General features: G+C 66.8%; 17 protein-coding genes and 1 pseudogene. 11 read left to right on the forward strand and 7 right to left on the reverse strand.

What is annotated here, in order from left to right; all coding sequences use genetic code 11:
- Positions 1–213 precede the first annotated feature (213 nt).
- The 8 genes from QPK32_RS25870 (at position 214) to QPK32_RS25905 (ending at position 7,977) form a co-directional block, all read left to right on the forward strand.
- Positions 214–1,320 carry an S-(hydroxymethyl)glutathione dehydrogenase/class III alcohol dehydrogenase gene (locus tag QPK32_RS25870; RefSeq protein WP_290415658.1) on the forward strand — a complete coding sequence of 369 codons (1,107 nt, stop codon included), beginning with the start codon at positions 214–216 and terminating at the stop codon, positions 1,318–1,320.
- A gap of 41 nt (positions 1,321–1,361) precedes the next feature.
- A complete protein-coding gene (gfa, locus tag QPK32_RS25875) occupies positions 1,362–1,952 on the forward strand; it encodes an S-(hydroxymethyl)glutathione synthase (RefSeq protein ID WP_290415659.1) in 591 nt (196 codons plus the stop codon).
- 44 nt (positions 1,953–1,996) lie between these two features.
- Entirely contained in the window at positions 1,997–2,365 is a 369-nt protein-coding gene (locus QPK32_RS25880; RefSeq protein ID WP_290415660.1) for a hypothetical protein, read from the forward strand.
- A 205-nt stretch (positions 2,366–2,570) separates the two neighbouring features.
- Complete coding sequence (locus tag QPK32_RS25885) at positions 2,571–4,376, forward strand: methanol/ethanol family PQQ-dependent dehydrogenase (RefSeq protein ID WP_290415661.1); 1,806 nt, start codon at positions 2,571–2,573, stop codon at positions 4,374–4,376.
- 123 nt (positions 4,377–4,499) lie between these two features.
- A complete protein-coding gene (locus QPK32_RS25890; protein WP_290415673.1) occupies positions 4,500–4,907 on the forward strand; it encodes a c-type cytochrome in 408 nt (135 codons plus the stop codon).
- The gene (locus tag QPK32_RS25895) at positions 4,904–5,842 is read left to right on the forward strand and encodes a quinoprotein dehydrogenase-associated putative ABC transporter substrate-binding protein (protein ID WP_290415662.1); all 939 of its coding nucleotides are present in this window, start codon (positions 4,904–4,906) and stop codon (positions 5,840–5,842) included. The genes QPK32_RS25890 and QPK32_RS25895 overlap by 4 nt, the downstream gene beginning before the upstream one ends.
- Positions 5,843–5,883: 41 nt before the next feature.
- On the forward strand, positions 5,884–6,828 hold the full coding sequence (locus QPK32_RS25900) for a hypothetical protein (protein WP_290415663.1): 945 nt from the start codon (positions 5,884–5,886) through the stop codon (positions 6,826–6,828).
- A 48-nt stretch (positions 6,829–6,876) separates the two neighbouring features.
- Positions 6,877–7,977 carry an ATP-grasp domain-containing protein gene (locus QPK32_RS25905; RefSeq protein ID WP_290415664.1) on the forward strand — a complete coding sequence of 367 codons (1,101 nt, stop codon included), beginning with the start codon at positions 6,877–6,879 and terminating at the stop codon, positions 7,975–7,977.
- Between the two features lie 71 nt (positions 7,978–8,048).
- Here QPK32_RS25905 and QPK32_RS25910 read toward each other — a convergent pair whose 3' ends face one another.
- The 4 genes from QPK32_RS25910 to QPK32_RS25925 form a co-directional block, all read right to left on the reverse strand.
- On the reverse strand, positions 8,049–9,035 hold the full coding sequence (locus tag QPK32_RS25910; RefSeq protein ID WP_290415665.1) for a beta-propeller fold lactonase family protein: 987 nt from the start codon (positions 9,033–9,035) through the stop codon (positions 8,049–8,051).
- Positions 9,032–9,610 carry a cytochrome b gene (locus tag QPK32_RS25915; protein ID WP_290415666.1) on the reverse strand — a complete coding sequence of 193 codons (579 nt, stop codon included), beginning with the start codon at positions 9,608–9,610 and terminating at the stop codon, positions 9,032–9,034. Before QPK32_RS25915 ends, QPK32_RS25910 begins: the two co-directional genes overlap by 4 nt.
- A gap of 39 nt (positions 9,611–9,649) precedes the next feature.
- Positions 9,650–11,698, reverse strand: coding sequence for a sigma-54-dependent Fis family transcriptional regulator (locus QPK32_RS25920; protein ID WP_290415667.1), 2,049 nt, complete (start codon positions 11,696–11,698; stop codon positions 9,650–9,652).
- Between the two features lie 284 nt (positions 11,699–11,982).
- Positions 11,983–12,999: a YeiH family protein gene (locus tag QPK32_RS25925; protein WP_290415668.1), complete on the reverse strand. Its 1,017-nt coding sequence runs from the start codon at positions 12,997–12,999 to the stop codon at positions 11,983–11,985.
- Positions 13,000–13,092: 93 nt separating this feature from the next.
- On the opposite strand from QPK32_RS25925, the gene QPK32_RS25930 reads away from it, so the two are divergent.
- Positions 13,093–13,971 carry a LysR family transcriptional regulator gene (locus tag QPK32_RS25930; protein ID WP_290415669.1) on the forward strand — a complete coding sequence of 293 codons (879 nt, stop codon included), beginning with the start codon at positions 13,093–13,095 and terminating at the stop codon, positions 13,969–13,971.
- Positions 13,972–14,147: 176 nt separating this feature from the next.
- On the opposite strand, the gene QPK32_RS25935 is transcribed toward QPK32_RS25930, so the two are convergent.
- From QPK32_RS25935 to QPK32_RS25945, 3 genes and pseudogenes are all read right to left on the reverse strand, one after another.
- Positions 14,148–15,536, reverse strand: coding sequence for a hypothetical protein (locus tag QPK32_RS25935; RefSeq protein WP_374046794.1), 1,389 nt, complete (start codon positions 15,534–15,536; stop codon positions 14,148–14,150).
- Positions 15,533–15,709: pseudogene (locus QPK32_RS25940) on the reverse strand (DUF305 domain-containing protein); the annotation flags it as partial. The gene QPK32_RS25935 and the pseudogene QPK32_RS25940, both read right to left, overlap by 4 nt.
- Positions 15,706–16,080 carry a DUF305 domain-containing protein gene (locus QPK32_RS25945; protein ID WP_290415670.1) on the reverse strand — a complete coding sequence of 125 codons (375 nt, stop codon included), beginning with the start codon at positions 16,078–16,080 and terminating at the stop codon, positions 15,706–15,708. The gene QPK32_RS25945 and the pseudogene QPK32_RS25940, both read right to left, overlap by 4 nt.
- A gap of 189 nt (positions 16,081–16,269) precedes the next feature.
- On the opposite strand from QPK32_RS25945, the gene QPK32_RS25950 reads away from it, so the two are divergent.
- Complete coding sequence (locus tag QPK32_RS25950) at positions 16,270–17,700, forward strand: aldehyde dehydrogenase family protein (RefSeq protein ID WP_290415671.1); 1,431 nt, start codon at positions 16,270–16,272, stop codon at positions 17,698–17,700.
- A complete protein-coding gene (locus tag QPK32_RS25955) occupies positions 17,684–18,613 on the forward strand; it encodes an AraC family transcriptional regulator (RefSeq protein WP_290415672.1) in 930 nt (309 codons plus the stop codon). The genes QPK32_RS25950 and QPK32_RS25955 overlap by 17 nt, the downstream gene beginning before the upstream one ends.
- The last annotated feature ends 173 nt before the right edge of the window (positions 18,614–18,786 follow it).

Genomic DNA, 18,786 nt, shown 5'->3' on the forward strand with positions numbered 1-18,786 from the left:
AAAACCCCACCAGGTGATCCTGGTGGGGTTTTTTGCTTTGGTGCGCCGAAAAACGGTACACCTGATCAAAGTCTGAACAGCACAGCAGGCCGGTTGTTGCGTTCCCGGAGCGTCGCCATGCATGGGTCCCCTGTGCAGCGACGCTGGCACGGCCCTTGCGATTGGCTGGACATGCATCTGCAGCATCGTCCAACCATTCGACCAGGAGACCGCATGAAAACCAGAGCCGCCATTGCCTGGAAGGCCGGGGCGCCATTGTCGATCGCCGATGTCGACCTCGAAGGCCCGCGTGCCGGCGAGGTCCTCATCGAGATCAAGGCGACCGGCATCTGCCATACCGATTACTACACGCTGTCCGGTGCCGACCCCGAAGGCATCTTTCCCGCCATCCTCGGCCACGAAGGCGCCGGCATCGTCCTCGAGACAGGGCCCGGCGTGACGTCGGTGAAGCAGGACGACCATGTGATCCCGCTGTACACGCCCGAATGCCGGCAATGCAAATTCTGCCTGTCGCGCAAGACCAATCTGTGCCAGCAGATCCGCGCGACCCAGGGCCGCGGCCTGATGCCCGACGGGACGTCGCGCTTCTCGCTCGACGGCAATCCCATCTACCACTACATGGGCACGTCGACCTTCTCGAACTACATCGTGGTCCCGGAAATCGCCGTCGCCAAGATCCGCAACGATGCCCCGTTCGACAAGGCCTGCTACATCGGCTGCGGCGTCACCACGGGCGTCGGCGCCGTCGTGTTCTCGGCAAAGGTCGAGCCGGGCACCAACGTCGTCGTGTTCGGCCTGGGCGGCATCGGCCTGAACGTGATCCAGGCGGCGAAGATGGTGGGCGCGGACAGGATCATCGGCGTCGACATCAATCCCGGCCGTGTCGAGATCGCGCGCAAGTTCGGCATGACCGACTTCGTCAACCCGAACGAAGTCGACAACGTGGTCGACCACATCGTGCAGCTGACCGACGGCGGCGCCGACTACGCGTTCGAATGCATCGGCAACGTGCAGGTGATGCGCCAGGCACTCGAATGCTGCCACAAGGGCTGGGGGCAATCCTTCATCATCGGCGTGGCCGCCGCCGGCCAGGAAATCAGCACGCGCCCGTTCCAGCTGGTGACGGGACGCCAGTGGAAGGGTTCCGCCTTCGGGGGCGCGCGCGGCCGCACCGACGTGCCGAAGATCGTCGACTGGTACATGGACAACAAGATCAATATCGACGACCTGATCACCCATACGCTGCCGCTGGAGCGCATCAACGACGGTTTCGAATTGATGAAGAGCGGCCAGTCGATCCGGTCCGTGGTCCTTTACTGATCCACGACGCAGTCCAAAGCAAGCAACTTGGGAGAGCGAACATGAGTGCGACCATGAGCGAAGCGGTCAAGATTCACCCGGCGGTCGATTCCGGCATTGCGCCGGCGGCTCCGGACTTTTCCGGCGGGACGCTGTCCTGCCATTGCGCCACCGACACGGTGACGGTCGAGGTCAAGGGGCAGGTCGCCCACAACCACGTGTGCGGCTGCACCAAATGCTGGAAGCCGGACGGATCGCTGTTCTCGCAGATCGCCGTGGTCGGACGCGACAAGGTCGAGGTGACGGCCCATGGCGAGAAGCTGGCGGTCGTCGACCAGAGCGCGACGATCCAGCGCCATGCCTGCACCGTATGCGGCGTCCACATGTTCGGCCGCATCGAGAACAAGGACCATGCGTTCTACGGCCTGGATTTCGTGCACACCGAACTGTCGCCGCAACACGGCTGGGCGCCGCCGGGATTCGCCGCCTTCGTGTCCTCGATCATCGAATCGGGCGCGCGTCCCGAGAACATGGGCGCCGTGCGCGCTCGCCTGAACGACATGGGCCTGCCGCCCTACGACGTGCTGTCGCCGCCGCTGATGGATGCGATGGCCACCCATGTCGCGCGCCAGCGCGGCGTGCTGAAGGACTAGTCGCCCGCCTGATCGACCCGATGAAACGATGACCGGAGACCGGAATGACATTCTTGCGTTTGCTCTCGCGTTTGCTCGTGCGTTTTGCGCTGCTTCTCCTGCTGCCCCTTCCCCTGGCGGCCCATGCCGACGATTTCCCCACCAGCGGCCGCGTCGAGTATGTGCTGGAGTGCATGCAGAAGCACGACGGCAAGTATGAGTTCCTCTACAAGTGCTCCTGCGTCATCGATCGTATCGCGAGGGAGCTTCCCTACGACGACTACGTGGCGATGTCGACCGCCTTGCGCAACCAGGGGCTGGGCGGGGAGAGGGGCGGCTTGTTCCGCGATGCCGGATCGGCCAAGGACATGGCCAGCAAGTACAAGACGATCGAGGCCAGCGCCAGCAAGGCCTGCGCCGTGCCGCAGCGTTGAGGCGGCTGTGCGGCGTTGTGCCGGGAACGATACAGGTGAACCGCGCACCTGTTCCGTACCTTGAGCACGTCGTCGCGCGGCGCACCGTCCGCCCCTTGGAAGAGGGGCAAGCGGACACTGGCACGTTACATGCTGTACGACTGGTGGAGGCGCCGCAGTGGGGTGCAGGGCAGCCGGCCGAATAAAAATCATAGGAGACTTAACCATGTCATTGCAATCGAGACTCATCTGCTGGTCCGCATGCCTGGCATTGGGCGCGGGCCTGGCCCACGCTGCCGATACGGACACCGCAAGGCTGGCCAAGGATGCGAAGAACTGGGCGATGCAGGCCGGCGACCTGAACAACCACCGCTACAGCGAACTCAAGCAAATCACCAGCAAGAACGCCAAGGACCTCACCGTCGCCTGGACGTTCTCGACCGGCGTGCTGCGCGGCCACGAGGGCGGCCCGCTCGTCATCGGCGACACCATGTACCTGCACAGCCCCTTCCCGAACAAGGTGTTCGCGATTGCGCTGGAAGACCAGAGCATCCGCTGGAAGTACGAACCGAAGCAGGACCCGACCGTGATCCCCGTGATGTGCTGCGACACCGTCAACCGCGGCCTGGCCTATGCCAACGGCAAGATCTTCCTGCAGCAGGCCGACACCACGCTGGTGGCACTCGATGCCAAGACGGGCAACGAAGTATGGAAGGTGAAGGTGGGCGATCCCAAGATCGGCGAGACGACCACCAATGCCCCCCACATCTTCAAGGACAAGATCCTGACCGGCATCAGCGGCGGCGAGTTCGGCGTGCGCGGCCGCATCACGGCGCACGACATCAATACCGGCAAGGTGCTATGGAAAGCCTACAGCACGGGACCGGACAAGGAATTGATGGTCGACCCGAACAAGACCATGACCTGGACCGATGGCAAGATGGCCCCGATCGGCGCCGACTCTTCGCTCAAGACCTGGCAGGGCGACCAGTGGAAGCTGGGCGGCGGCACCACCTGGGGCTGGTACAGCTACGATCCGGACACCAACCTCGTCTACTACGGCACGGGCAATCCGAGCACCTGGAATCCGCGCCAGCGGCCGGGCGACAACAAGTGGTCGATGACGATCTTCGCGCGCGACCTGGACACGGGCATGGCCAAGTGGGTCTACCAGATGACGCCGCACGACGAGTGGGACTATGACGGCGTCAACGAAATGATCCTGGCCGACATCAAGGTCAAGGGCCAGCCGCGCAAGGCGCTGGTACACTTCGACCGCAACGGCTTCGCCTACACGATGGACCGCGTGAGCGGCGAACTGCTGGTGGCCGAAAAATACGACCCCGTCGTGAACTGGGCCACGCACGTCGACATGAAGAGCGGCCGCCCGCAGGTGGTCGCCAAGTACAGCACCGACAAGAATGGCCCGGACGTGAACACCAAGGGCGTGTGCCCCTCGGCCCTGGGCACCAAGGACCAGCAGCCGGCCAGCTATTCGCCCAAGACCGGCCTGTTCTACGTGCCCACCAACCACGTGTGCATGGACTACGAACCGTTCCAGATCGAGTACACGGCCGGCCAGCCCTATGTCGGCTCGACCCTGTCGATGTACGCGGCGCCGAACAGCCATGGCGGCATGGGTAACTTCATCGCCTGGGATGCCGGTAGCGGCAAGATGGTCTGGTCCAAGCCGGAACGCTTCTCGGTGTGGAGCGGTGCGCTCGCCACCGCCGGCGACGTCGTGTTCTACGGCACCCTGGAAGGCTACCTGAAGGCCGTCGACCTGAACGGCAAGGAGCTGTGGAAGTTCAAGACCCCGTCCGGCATCATCGGCAACGTGACGACCTGGGAGTACAAGGGCAAGCAGTATGTGGGCGTGCTGTCCGGGATCGGCGGCTGGGCCGGCATCGGCCTGGCAGCAGGGCTGACCAAGGGAACCGAGGGCCTGGGCGCCGTCGGCGGCTACAAGGACCTCGCCAAGTACACGGAACTGGGCGGCGTGCTGACGGTGTTCGCCCTGCCCGAACGCTGAACGTGAACCGCGCGCGGCGCGCCAGGTGCGCGCTTCGTGCGCTCGGAATGATCCGCCGCGGCAGACGGCGTCCAGCGCCGCCGTCCGGTCCGGCACATCGAAGGAATCGCTATGAACACCCATATGAAAGCCCTGCTTGCCGCGGGCGCTGGCGGCATCGTCTCGTTTGCGGCCGTCCTCGCGCCCGCGCTCGCCCAGGCGGCGGACGCGGCGCCCTACCAGGTCAGCGACGGCAACAAGGTCGATGCGCACACCTTGAGCGGCTGGCGCACGTGGCGCGCGCTGGCCTGCGAACGCTGCCACGGCGCCGCACAGGAAGGCATGGTCGGGCCGTCGCTGGTCGCCAGCCTCAAGACGCTGAGCAAGGAGCAGTTCAAGGAGACCGTCCTGAAAGGGCGGATCGACAAGGGCATGCCCAACTTCGACGGCAGCAAGATGGTCGTCGACAACATCGACAACCTCTACGCCTACCTCAAGGGCCGCTCGGATGGCGCGATCCAGCCCGGCCGCCTGCAGGAGATCGGCAAATGAACACCGCCGTGCGCGCGCACGTCCGGCTCGCCGCGCTCGGATGCGTCTGTGTCCTCGGCTGGCAGGCGTTCCCGGCCGCCGCCCAGCAGACCGCCGCCCAGCAGACCGACGCCGCCGGACCAGGCGGGGACAAGGTGCTGCGGGTGTGCCAGGACCCCAACAACCTGCCGTTCTCGAACCGCTCCCAGGCCGGCTTCGAGAACCGGATCGCCGCGCTGTTCGCCCAGGAGCTGGGCTGGAAGCTGGAGACCACCTGGTTCCCGCAACGCATCGGCTTCATCCGCAATACGCTGCGTGCGAAGGAAGAGCACGCGGACCGCTACAAGTGCGACCTCGTCACCGGCGTGCCGACGGGATTCGAGATGGCCGCCACGACGCATCCCTACTATCACTCCAGCTATGCGCTGGTGTATGCGAAGGGCCGCGGCAAGGGGCTGGACGGCGTGCGCGACCTGGACGACCTGCTGGCGCTCGCGCCCGAGCAGCGCAGCAAACTGCGCCTGGGCGTGTTCACCGCCTCGCCGGTCACCGACTGGCTGCTGAAGAACGACCTGATGGGACAGGTCGAGTGGTACCAGGTGCAGTCCGGCGACGCCGAGCAGTACCCCGGCCAGGTCATCGAGCGTGACCTGGCGGGAGGAAAGATCGACGTGGCCTTCGTATGGGGACCGATCGCCGGTTACTTCGCGCGCACGACGCGTGCGGCGCCCATCGTCGCGGTGCCGCTCAAGTCGCGGCCCGGAATGAAGCTGGGTTTCGACATCGCCATGGCCGTGCGCCACGGCGACAAGGAATTCAAGCAGCGCATCGACCGGCTGATCGACGCCAACCAGGGCAAGATCAACGCCATCCTCGAACAGTATGGCGTCCCGCTGCTCGACGAGGACGGACAGGCGCTGCACGCAGCGTCCGGCCGGCCGGGGGCCCCGCGATGACGCTGCCCCGGCAAGCGCCGCCGCCCGGCAGGAAGCGCCGCGTGATTGGCTGGCGCCGGGTGGCGCTGCTGCTCGCGGCGTCGGGTGCCGTCCTGTTGCCGTCGCAGGTCGATGCGCGAGCAGATGCGTCAGCCGATCAGCCGGCAACTACGCCGGAAAATACGCGGGCAAATAAGCTAGCCAATAAGCCAGCCAATAAGCCAGTCAATAAGCAGACGGATGAGCCGGCACATGGAAACGCCAGTCGGCAGGAGGCCACGCAACCCGGCGCCGGCGCCGTCTCGCCGGCCGAGACGCTGCTGTTCGACACCGACCACCTGGCCCATGTGGCACCCCCCGCCGTGCTCGTGTACACATTCCGCAGGGTGAGCAATGTCGAGCCCGGCTTCAGCGACGAGGTCAGGCTCGACCTCGCTGCCGGCAAGGGCGCCGGCGCGTCGGGCGCCAAGGGCAATGGAAGCATCCGCGCCACGCTGCATTTCCTGTCAGGGGCGCATGCACACGAGGTGCCGGCGCTCGAGGATGCGCACGGCAATCCAGTCCTGCTCGGTTTCCTGGAGCGCGACATTGCCGAGATGAGCCGCCTGACCGGCGGTTCGGCCGCGTATTTCCGCAAGCGGATACGGATGGCGCTGGCGGAACGGGCGCGCGTCGAAATGCAGACCATTACCTGGAACGGCAAGTCGCTGCCGGCGCGGACGGTGCGCATCCAGCCCTACCTGGACGATCCGATGCATGCGCGCTTCGAACGCTTTGTGCACAAGACCTATACCTTCGTCTTCAGCGAACAGGTGCCGGGCGAATTGTTCCAGCTGCGCAGTTCGCTGACCAACTGGAATATGGTGCAGGAAAAGGGCCGGGAGCACGGCAGGAGGCGGGACGCGACCGTCGTCGCCACGGCCGCCCCGGCCAAGAATTCCTCCGCCGCCTTGCCGGCAATCGACGAGACGCTCACGCTGGCCGGCGTCACGCATCCGCGACAATGATTGCCGGCGCGGCCGTGCACATGGACATGCAACCTGCCGGAGGCATGGATGGCAAGCTTGAAAGTGTTCGTGTTCGATCATCGCGCCGCTCCCGCGCGCGGTCCGGCGGCCGCACGGGCGCTGCCGCAAGGGATCAGGCGCCAGGACGGCATGCTGCTGCAGGCGCTGCTTGCCGATCTCGGCGCGCTGTCCGATGTCGAGGTCGTGACGGCAAGCAGCGGCCGACCGGGCGCTCCTGCTGCGAGCGCCGGGGTGGATGGCGCCACCGGCACAACGGTCGATGGCAAGGTGGGCGGAAACGCAAGCAGCGCGGCCATCCCGGCCTACAGCGTGGGCGAATCGCTGGAGGCGGTATACGCCGAACCACCCTTCGGTACGCATTTCGCCGCAGGAATGCGCGCGGCCGATGCCGTGTGGCCGCTCGCATGCGAGACGGGCGGCACGCTCGAACAGTTGTCGCGCGGCGTCCTCGACGGCAAGCGCATCCTGCTGGGCAGTGCCCCGGGCGCCGTCGAGGTCGCCGCCAGCAAGCTCAAGCTGGCGCGCGCGCTGGCCGATGGCGGCGTGGCGGCGGTGGCCACCTACAGTCCGTACGGAGCCTTGCCGCAGATTGCCGGTCCCTGGGTGGTCAAGCCCGACGATGGCGCCGGTTGCCTCGATACCCTGCTGTTCAGCGACCGCGCGCAAGCACTGGCATGGATCCGCGCCAACGCGGCCGATGGCTATGTGCTGCAGCCTTTCGTCGCCGGCAAGCTGGGCAGCCTGTCGCTGATCTGCCGCGACGGCGCGGCCCAGGTCCTGGCCTGCAACCAGGAGCGGGTGGCGATGCGCGACAACCGGTTTTATTTTCTCGGCAGCGTCGTCAATGGCCTGGGCGACGACGACGGCGCGCTCGCCCGCCTGGCCCACCAGGTGGCCGCCGCCATTCCCGGCCTGTGGGGCTATGTCGGCATCGATTTCGTGCTCACGCCGCAGGGCACGGTGGTGCTCGACGTGAATCCGCGCCTCACCGCCGCCTATGCGGGCCTGCACGCATCGATCGGCTGCAATCCGGCCGGCCTGGTGCTCGACCTGCTGAGAGGGCCGGCACCGGTCCCGATACCGTCCGCCATGCGCCGCGCCGTCAGCGTGGACGTCGGCGCTTTCTGAGACGCCGGGTCGGTGACGGAAGACCCGAGGAGGTCCAAGGAAACCCGGAGGAATCCGAGGAATCCTGTTACCTAGCGGATCACCACGCCCCAGGGCAGCTTGCCGACCGGGATGTCGCGCAGCTTGGTGCGGCTGGCCGTGTCGATCACGGAGACATTGTTCGAGCGCCCGTTGGCCACATACAGTTTCTTGCCGTCGGGCGTCAATGCCATATTCCATGGCCGCTGGCCGACGGGGATCGTCGCCACGACCTTGTCGGTGGCCGTGTCGATGACGGAGACGTTGGCGTCGCCGCCGTTGGATACATACACTTCACGTCCGTCTGGATGGACGGCGATGCCGTTGGCGCGCAGGCCGGCCTTGATGCGGGCGAGGACGGCGAAGCCGGCCGTGTCGATGACGAATACCTCGTTGGCGTTCTCGGTGGCGACATAGGCGCGCTTGCCGTCCGGCAGGAAGCCGATGCCGCGCGGGCGCGCGCCCACCGCCACCTGGGCTACCTGCTTGCGGGCGGCGAAATCGATGACGTCGACAGCCTCGCCTTCCTCCGCGCTCACGAACAGCAGCCGCCCGTCCGGGCTGAAGACCGCGTGCTCGGGATTCTTGCCCTGCACCTTGATCGAGAACGCCAGCGTATTGCCGCGCGTATCGGTCACCACGATCTCGTTCTTGCCTTCCACGGCCGTCACGACCCAGCGGCCGTCCGGGGAGATCCCCACGCCTTCGGGCGACTCGCCCAGCGCGATCGCGGGGCCGAGCTTGCGCGACGCCAGGTCGACCAGTTGCAGGCGGCTGTGGGGCTGGTCGCTGACGTACAGCCAGCGCCGGTCCGGCCCCACCGCCAGGCCGCGCGGCTTGGTGCCTCCGGGCAGTTCCGCGACGACGGCATCGGTCGTCGTGTCGATAACGGAAATCGACCCCGATCCTTCGTTCGGCACGTACGCCAGTGCTGCGGGAACAGTTGCCGGCGCGGCGTGCAAGGGCGACAACGCGGCGGACAATGTCGTGGCGAATGCCGTGGCAAGCAGCAGGCGGACGGTGTGGCGTCGTGGATTCATCGGATCTCCGGAGATGGGGTTGGTCGAGCGGGAAGGGGACGGACACGCGCCGGCCACATGCGCAGCAACAGGCCATCGCGGTCGACCAGCACGTGCTTGGCGACTGCGAGCAGGTGCAGCGCGACGAAGATGGCGAGCACCAGCGCGGCGGCGTGGTGGGTCTGGTTGAACAACGCATACCAGGTCCTGTCGTCGGGGCCCCAGGGCGCCCAGTGGACGATGTTGAAGAACTTGACACCGTACCTGCTGAAGTTCGAGGCCAGGTAGCCGGACAGGGGCAGCATCACCATGCACAGGTACAGCACGACATGGCTCAACCGGGCGGCATGCCGTTGCCACGCCGGCATCGCGGCGGGCAGCGGCGGCGGCTTGTGGGCCAGGCGCCAGCCGATGCGCAACAGGACCAGCAGGCCGATCAGGATGCCGCTGCTCTTGTGCAGGTTGACGTAGAAGCCGCGCTCGGGCGTACCGCGGGGAATGTCGCCCAGCAGCACGCCGAAGGCGAACTGGCCGAGCAGCAGCAGCGCGATCAGCCAGTGCAGGAAGATGGCGGTGGACGTGTAGCGGGCAGCCATGGCGGATGCATGCTCGGCAGGGTATCGATGAAATGGGGCTCAGTGAAACAGGGATTTGTCGGGCGGCTTGATCTGGAACCGCTGCAGCTTGCGGTACAGCGTGTTGCGGCTGATGTTCAATTCCCGTGCCACGCCGCTCAGATTCCATTCGTGCCTCGCGAGCTCCTGCAGCAGGGCGCGCCGTTCCGCGCTTTCGAGCGGATTCAGCTTTTGCCCAGGCGGCGCCGGGTCCGCAGCCTCCTCCGGCGGCGTATCCGTCACGTCGGGCGCAGCGTTGCCGCCGTCGAGCGGGGCCGGCGCGATGGCACGGTAGTCGTCCGGCAGGTCGTGCACCGTGAGCAGGTCGCTGTCGCGCAAGGCGACCATGGTGCGCAGCAGGTGGCGCAGCTGGCGCACATTGCCCGGCCAGCGTTGCCGCTCGAGCATGTCCAGCAGGCGGTCGTCGAGCTCGACCGGGCTGCCCTCGTCGCTTTCCTCGAGCGCGAGGTGGCGGATCAGGGCGCAGCGGTCGAGGCGCTCGCGCAGGGGCGGCAGCGTGATCGTCACCCCCTGCAGGCGGTAGTACAAGTCTTCGCGGAACGTCCCCTGGCTAATTTTCTTGTGCAGGTCGCAGTGGGTGGCGCTGATGAGGTGGATGTCGAGCTTGACGGGCGTGTCGCCGCCAAGCGGCACGACTTCGCGCTCTTCCAGCACCCGCAGCAGCCGCGCCTGCAGCTCGATGGGCATGTCGCCGATCTCGTCGAGGAACAGGGTACCGCCGTTCGCCTGCAGCAGCTTGCCGCGCTGGCCATCCTTGCTGGCGCCGGTGAAGGCGCCGGAGCGGTAGCCGAACAGCTCGCTTTCGATCAGGGCTTCGGGAATCGATGCGCAATTGATCGCCACAAAGGGCCGCGCCGCGCGGCTGCTCGACCGGTGGGCGGCGCGCGCGAACATCTCCTTGCCGGTGCCCGTCTCTCCCTGCAGCAGGATGGCGACGTTACGCTCGAGCACGCGCCTGACCGTCTCGACGCTGGCTGCCATGCGCGGATCGCCGAAATGCAGGGCATCCAGGGCCGAGCAGGCCGCGCCGCCGTCTTCCGACGCCACGCCGCGCAGGACGGGACGCGCATGCGCGGGCGCCACCGGCTGGTACATCACGGCGAAGAAACGCGCGCCGCTGCGGGTCTCGAAGACGGGGACCGGGTGCGAGGACTTGCGGATGCTGGAATCGATCAGGCCGCAGAAAGTCACGTTGAACAGTTCGCCGATGTCGCGCCCGACGATCTCGTCGTGGCTGCGCAGGCCGAGCTGGAACAGCGCGCAGCGCGTGGCGGCCAGCACCTTGCCGGTGACGCTGAGGGCGATCGCGCCCTCGCTCAGCGTGCCGACGAATTCGGGCCGGTTGTGGAAGCGGACGATGTATTCGTGGCGGAACCGGTGCAGGAACACGCGGTTCTCGATCATCTGCACCGACATATTGACCAGCGCCAGCGTGTGCTGCTGCGCCAGGCGCGATTCGCCGGAGGCGTCCAGCACGCCGACGAGGTCGCCTTCGTGGTCGAAGATGGGTGCAGCTGCACATGACAGGCCGATATTGCGCGACAGGTAGTGCTCGTCCTGGTGCACGGTGAGCGGACGGCGCTCGAACAGGCAGGTGCCCATGCCGTTGGTTCCCTGCACGCGCTCGCTCCACAAGGCGCCGGGCATCAGGCCGGTCCGGGAAGCCGCATGGGTGAAGGCCGGGTCGCCGAAGTAATTGAGGAGCACGCCGTCGCGGTCGGTGAGGATGATCGCGTAGCCGGAGCCGGCCAGTTGCTGGTACAGGTTGGCCATTTCGACCTTGGCCACGGCCTGCACGTCGGCCAGCCGTTCCTGGCGCTCCTGCAGCTCGGCGGCCGACACCACTTCGGGGTCGATGCAGCTGCCGGGGTCGAGCTTGTATTCGTTGAGACACCGGATCCACGATTGCGTGATCCGGTTGGCGGTGCCTGGATGGTGTACTGTGCGCTTGTGCTGCGGGGAGGCTGTCCCCAATGCGTGATCCGACTCGAGCCGCCCACGGACGACCGAGTGGACACGCTTGACGTGTTCCACGGCAATCTCCAGCATGCTGTCTCCTGTGTCCTTAACTGACGGCCATGGCCGTCGTTATTTTTTGCGGACTGTTCTCCGAGGAATGCGGCTAGGGTGGATTCCCGTCCCTTCCTCGTTTATCGCACATACTATTACGCTCCTCGGTGTGTAATGCAAGCATTTTGAACGAAACGGCGGAAGGCACGTGGCGACTTGCCCGGACGCAGACCGGTATCAGCTGGTGCTGAACCGAGGGGAACCGCGCTCCGCACCCGTGGTCACACTGTCTGCAAGTTGTGCCCGTGCCACATCAGCGAACCTCAGCGAATCGCCAGCAGTGCGATCAGGCTCCAGCTGATCGCGCCCAGGCCGACGAGGGACACGACGACGACGAGGCTGACCTTGCCGCCGGCGCGCAGCACCGAGCGGGCATCGACGCCCAGGCCCAGCGCGGCCATCGACATGCTGGTCAGCCAGCCGGCCCCCACATGGGCCGGAGCGAGCAGCGCATGGGGCAGCAGGTCGAACGAGCGCAGCGCCATCAGGCCCAGGAAACCGACGATGAACCACGGCACCAGGTGCGACAGCGCCGGCGCACGGCGTTGCTCGCCTTGCTCTCCCTGGCGGCCGAACAGCGACAGCAGCAGCACGACCGGGCCCAGCATCAGCACCCGCACCAGCTTGACGACCGTGCCGACCTGCAGGCTGGCCTGCGACACGGGCGCGGCCGCGGCCAGCACCTGGGGCACCGCATACACGGTCATGCCGGCAAACACGCCGTACTGCAGCGTCGTCATGCCGAACGCATGGTCCAGCACGGGCAGCAGCAGCACGACGACGACGCCCAGCACCGCCGTGAAGGCGATGGCCGCGGCGACGTCCTTGCCGTCCGCATCGATGACGGGGGCGACGGCGGCGATCGCCGAGTTGCCGCAGATCGAATTGCCGCAGGCGATCAGGAGCGCCATGCGGTGCGGCAGGCGGAACAGCTTGCCGACTGCATAGCTGAAGCCGATCGCCAGCACCACCGACAGGGCGATGCCGCCCAGCAGCGGCAGGCCGCGCTCGAGGATGGCGGCCGCGCTGACCGAGGCGCCCAGCAGCACGACGGCGACTTCGAGCAGGATCTTGGCCGAGAAGCGGATGCCCGGCTCGAAGCGCTCCGGGACGGGCATGCAGGTGCGGATCAGGCTGCCGAGCAGGATGGCCAGCACCAGGCTTTCCAGCCAGGCGCGCCCGAAGATGCCGACCTCCACGAGTTCCAGCAGCCAGGCGGCAAGGGTGACGGCGGCACTGAGGACCAGGCCGGGCATGAATTGGATCATCTTGTTGTTCATGGTGGGCTCCATTGAAGAGTCTCCAGTATCGAACCGGCGCCATCGTTCGGTCCATCTTGAAATATCGAACAAAACGTGTAGTAGAATCGAACGATGACCCTCGAACAGCTTCGCATCTTCGTCGCCGTGGCCGAGCGCCAGCACCTGACCCGCGCGGCCGACGCGCTGGCGCTGACGCCGTCCGCCGTCAGCGCGTCGATCCGCGGACTCGAGGAACGCTACGGCACGCTGCTGTTCGACCGCGTCGGACGGCGCATCGAAGTGAATGCGGCCGGCCGCATCTTCCTGGACGAGGCGCGCGCCACGCTGGCACGCGCCGCCGGCGCCGAACGCGCGCTGGCCGAGCTGGCGGGCTTGCAGCGCGGCGCGCTCGCCATCCACGCCAGCCAGACGATCGCCAGCTACTGGCTGCCGCCGCTGCTGGTGCGCTTTCGCGACGCCTATCCGCACATCGACGTGCACCTGGACGTGGGCAATACCCAGGCGGTGGCGGCCGCCGTGCGCGAAGGGGGCGCGGACCTGGGCTTGATCGAGGGGACGGTGGCCGACGAGGCGCTGGCGCTGGACGAGGTCGGGCACGACAGCATGGCCGTCGTTGTCGCCCCCGGCCACCCGTGGGCGAACAAGCGCTGGCTGCTGGCGCGCGACCTGCAGGACGCGCAGTGGATCATGCGCGAGCCCGGCTCGGGCACGCGTTCCGTGTTCGAGGCGATGCTGGCCGGGCAGGGCATCGACGTGGCGGCGCTGAACGTCGCCCTGACGCTGCCGTCCAACGAAGCCGTGCGCGCGGCCGTGATGACGGGACGCTATGCCGCCGGCTTGTCGGAACTGGTGGCAGCGCCCTATATCGCGGCGGGCCTGCTGGCCAGGGCGCCGCTGGCGCTGCCGCCGCGTCCCTTCTTCCTGCTGCGGCACCGCGAGCGCTACCGCAGCAAGGCGGCGCAGGCGTTCGAACAGGTGATCCGGTCCTGATCAGCGCCTCATCCGGGCCTAAGTACTCGCCCAGAAATAAATGTGTTTTTGGCTTCCAGAACCGGCGCGCTGCTGCGTTGGCTCCCACTTGCAGTGCTCGCACTGCGGCGCGGTCGCCGCCTTGCATCGCATCCGGTTCTGTTCGCCAAAACTCACATTTCTTTCTGTTCGAGTACTTAGCCGGCGTCCACCAGCACGGCCTGCGCCGCATCGGCTTTCGCATTGCCTTCCATGACGACGATGCGGTGGCCCGCTCCACTGCCTCCCGATTGTGCACCCGCATACGATTTCACGGGGCCGATCACGCTGCCGTTGGCGGCGCCCTTCGCATCGGTCTTGAAGTTCGCCACCGGCGCATCCTGCCCGGCCAGGTAGACGCTGTACATCGTCTGCGGCTTCAGCTTGAACAGCGAGACCTCGAACGCATCGACCAAGCCCAGGTTGCGCGCGACCACGAAGCCGCGGCCTTGCTCGTGCACGGGCTTGAGCTTGACGTTGACGGGGTCGTCGTTCACGCGCGGGACCAGGTTGTCGGCGCTGCCCGGCCGTGCCACCTTGGACAGGAAGATCAGGGCCTGGGGCGCCTGGCCGCCGCCCATGTGGGCCACCACCTTGTTCACGGCCGGGTCGATGACGTCGACGCCGTCGCCGTTTTCCAGGCCGACGTAGACGCGGCTGCTGTCGTCCGACGTCCACATGCCGTGCGGCAGGGCGCCCGTCGGAATCGTGGCGACCAGCTTCGCTTCCTTGTCGGTACTGTACACCTTGACGACGTTTTCGCCGCCCACTGACACATAGGCATACACCTTGCCGTGGACGGTGGCGAAGGAAAGGTGGTTGGTGATGGGGCCCGTGTCGATGACCTGGGTGACGGCCTGCGTGCGCACATCGATGCGCGTGACCTTGCCGACGTCCTTGTGGGTCATCCACACTTCCTTGTAGTCGGGCGTGTACTGCAGGAAGGGCGAGAACGGGCTGACCACGGGGATCCGCTTGATCACCTTGTGCGTCTTGACGTCGATGACGTCGACCTCCGGCGTGAAGCTGGAGACGCAGAACGCCAGCGTTCCATCCGGCAGGAACTGGACCATGCCCGGGCCGACGGCGGTCGGGATGCGCCGGATCTCCTTGTACGTCGCCGGGTCGATCACCGAGATATAGTCCTCGCCGCGCACCACCACCCAGGCCTCCTTGCCGTCGGCCGTGAAGAAGCCTTCGTGCGGCGAGCGGCCGACATAGGTCTTGCCCTTGACCTTGTTGGTCGCCGTGTCGATGAAGATCGCCGAGTTGGAGCCGTTCGAGATCACCAGCAGCGTCTTGTGGTCGGGCGAAAAGCCCATGCCGTGCACGTTGGTTTCGCCGCGGTACAGGGGCGAGAGCACGTCGGGGCGCTGGTTGCCCAGCCTGATCTGGCCGAGCAGCTTGTTGGTCGACGGGTCGAACACCGACACCGTGTTGGTATTCTGGTCCGCCGTGTAGATGCGGTCGGCGCCGGTCGGCTGGGCCGACGCGGCCTGCGCTGCCAGTGCGACGCCTGCCGCCAGAAGGAAGGACTTCGATTTCACTGTTTTTCTCCTTTCCGTTGTGGGTGACTTTTCAGCCAGGCCTGCATCACGTTGATCTCGTTCTGCTGCTCGGCGATGATCCCGAGCGCGAGGTTGCGCAGTCCGGGATCCTTGGTATGCAGGAGCACGGCCCTGGCCATGTCGATGGCCCCCTGGTGGTGCGGCATCATCATCGTGACGAAGTCGNCCCGAGCGCGAGGTTGCGCAGTCCGGGATCCTTGGTATGCAGGAGCACGGCCCTGGCCATGTCGATGGCCCCCTGGTGGTGCGGCATCATCATCGTGACGAAGTCGTGCTCGGGATTGCCGTTCATCGGCGCGCGCGCCATGCCGTCGTCCATGACGGCCATGGCGTCGGCCATCAGCGCCGGAAACGGCTTGGCGCTGCTGGCGACGAAGACCGGACGGGCGGCCGGCGTCGCGGCCTGGTGCGGGTTGTGCTGCATGGCGCCGTGCATGTCCCCGTGCTGGGCCAGGGCCGGGCCATGCAGGACGACGACGCACAGCGGCACGAGCAGGCGTGCCGCGAAGGGGAAGGGCGACATCGGACTCCTTTCGTTACAAAATTGGTAAGGACCTTAAAAGATGGGAAGAGGGGCGTCATCCGCCGAACGGGGGAGGATTGCCCATTTCCCCATCCATCGGCAGGATCGGGCAATCCTTCGTCAGGATCGGTCTACCGCCATGCAGGCTCGGGCTCCTACCATGGATCCATGACCAACAAGGAGTCCAGCATGCATACCATCGACACGATCTATATCGACGGCGCCTTCGTCGCGCCGCACGGCACCGAGCGCCTGGTCCTCGTCGACCCGGCCACCGGGCAGGAAACCACCACCGTCGTCCTGGCCGACGAGGTCGACGCGCAGCGCGCGATCGCCGCCGCCAAGGCCGCATTCGCGACCACGTCGCAGGCCAGCCGCGCGCAGCGCATGGAGTGGCTGCAGCGCCTGCACGACGAAGTGCAGGCGGCGGAAAACGAGATCGTCGCGGCGATGGTGCAGGAATACGGCGGCACCATGGCGATGGCCGTCGGCACCGCGCGCCGCTCCGCCGCCTCGTTCGCGCTGGCGCGCAAGCTGCTGGCCGACTATCCGTTCGAGCGCCAGGTCGGCGGCGCGCGCGTGACCATGGTGCCGCACGGCGTGGTCGGCATGATCACGCCGTGGAACGCGAACGCGGGCTTCATCGCGGGCAAGCTGGCGATGGCGATCGCCGCCGGCAGCAGCGCCGTCATCAAGCCGAGCGAATTGAGCGCCGTGCAGACGGAAGTCCTGACGCGCGCCATGCACCGCGCCGGGCTGCCGCCGGGCGTCTTCAATATCGTCACGGGCCGCGGCGAGACGGTCGGCGCCGAAATCACGCGTCATCCGGACATCGCCAAGATCTCGTTTACGGGCTCCACCGCCGTCGGCAAGGCGGTCGCGCGCGGCGCCGTCGACACCATGAAGCGCGTCACGCTGGAACTGGGCGGCAAGTCGCCGACCATCCTGCTGGACGACGCCGATTTCGCCAAGGCCGTGCCGATCGCCGCCCTGGCCGCGGTGATGAACAGCGGCCAGGCCTGCATCAACGGCACCCGCCTGCTGGTGCCGGCCAGCCGCGCGGCCGAGGCCCAGGAACTCGCGGTGCAGGCGTTCCGCGCCCTGAAGGTCGGCCCGACGTCGGATCCGGACGTCGCGGTGGGACCGCTGGTGACGCAGAAGCAGTGGGAGCGCGTGCAGGGTTATATCCGCAAGGGCATCGAGGAAGGGGCGACGCTGCTGGAGGGCGGGCCGGGCCGGCCGGCAGGACTGGAGCAGGGCTGGTTCGTGCGGCCGACCGTGTTCGGCGACGTGAAGAACGACATGACCATCGCGCGCGAGGAGATCTTCGGCCCGGTCCTGTCCATCATCGCCTACCGCGACGACGAGGATGCCATCGCCATCGCCAACGACACGCCCTACGGCTTGCATGCCTATGTGTTCGGAGGCGACCTGGCGCGCGCCAACCGGGTGGCGGCGCGGATCGTGGCCGGCCGCGTGTTCGTGAATGGCCTGTATGATGAGCCGGAAGCGCCGTTCGGCGGCTTCAAGCAGTCGGGCATCGGGCGCGAATTCGGCACCTTCGGCCTGGAGGAATACCTGGAACCCAAGGCCACCATGGGATATGACACCACCCTCTGAACATCCATCCATCGGGCAGCTGCGCGGCCTGGTCGCGCGGCGCCTGTCCGGCGCGCCGGACGACGACGTCGACCAGGCGACGGACCTGCCCTGGCTGTGGCTGATCCGCCGCGCCCGGCCGACGGAGGTCGGGCGCGGCATCCTGACCCCATCGGCCTGCCTGCTGGTGCAGGGCCGCAAGGAGATGCTGGTGGGGCAGCAGGTGCTGCATTACGGGCCGGGGTCCTATGTCCAGGCGGGGGTCGCGATGCCCGTGTCGGGCCGCGTGGTCGAGGCGGATGGGGAGGCTCCCTATTATGGTATCCGCATCGACATCGACCCGAAGGAGGTCGCTGCCTTCGTGCTGGAGATGGGGCTTTCCTTGCCGGTGCCGGCCGCGGATCCGCCGGCGGTAACGGTGGAGCGCGCGGACGATGCCTTGCTCGACGCCTTCGTGCGCGTATTGCGCCTGCTGGACACGCCGCGCGACGTGCCGGTGCTGGGCCGCCTGCTCAAGCAGGAACTCATCTACCGCATGGTGACGGGGCCGGGCGGCGCGACCCTGTCCCGCGGCGTGACGGGCGGCCAGCGCGAGCGCGCGGTCGGGGAGGCCATCAACTGGATCCGCAACCATTACAACGAGCCGCTGAGCATCGACGCGCTGGCGCGCACCGTGCACCTGAGTCCTTCCGTCCTGCACCGCCGCTTCAAGGCGGCGACGGTGATGAGCCCCCTGCAATACCAGAAGCAGGTGCGCTTGCTGGAAGCGCGCAAGCGCCTGATGAGCAGCGACGTCGAGACGGCCAGCGTGGCCTACGAGGTCGGCTACGAAAGCCCTTCGCAATTCAGCCGCGAGTACCGGCGCCTGTTCGGGGCGTCGCCCATCCGCGATGCGGAGCAGTTGCGCCGCCAGCCGGGACCCGCTGATATATAGAAGGCTCGAGGACGTCGCGGGACCGGGCTTGCGCTACCCAGGGCAGGTTGCTATACTGCGCGTCCTCTTCACGGCAGGCAGCGTAACGCGGCAGTGAAGAAGAAAAAAAGAAGTTGACGGTTCAAGCGAAAAACTGCATAATCTCACTTCTCTGCTGCTGACGAACAAAACGA

It is taken from the genome of Massilia sp. YIM B02763, from assembly GCF_030412015.1.
GTDB lineage: Bacteria > Pseudomonadota > Gammaproteobacteria > Burkholderiales > Burkholderiaceae_D > Telluria.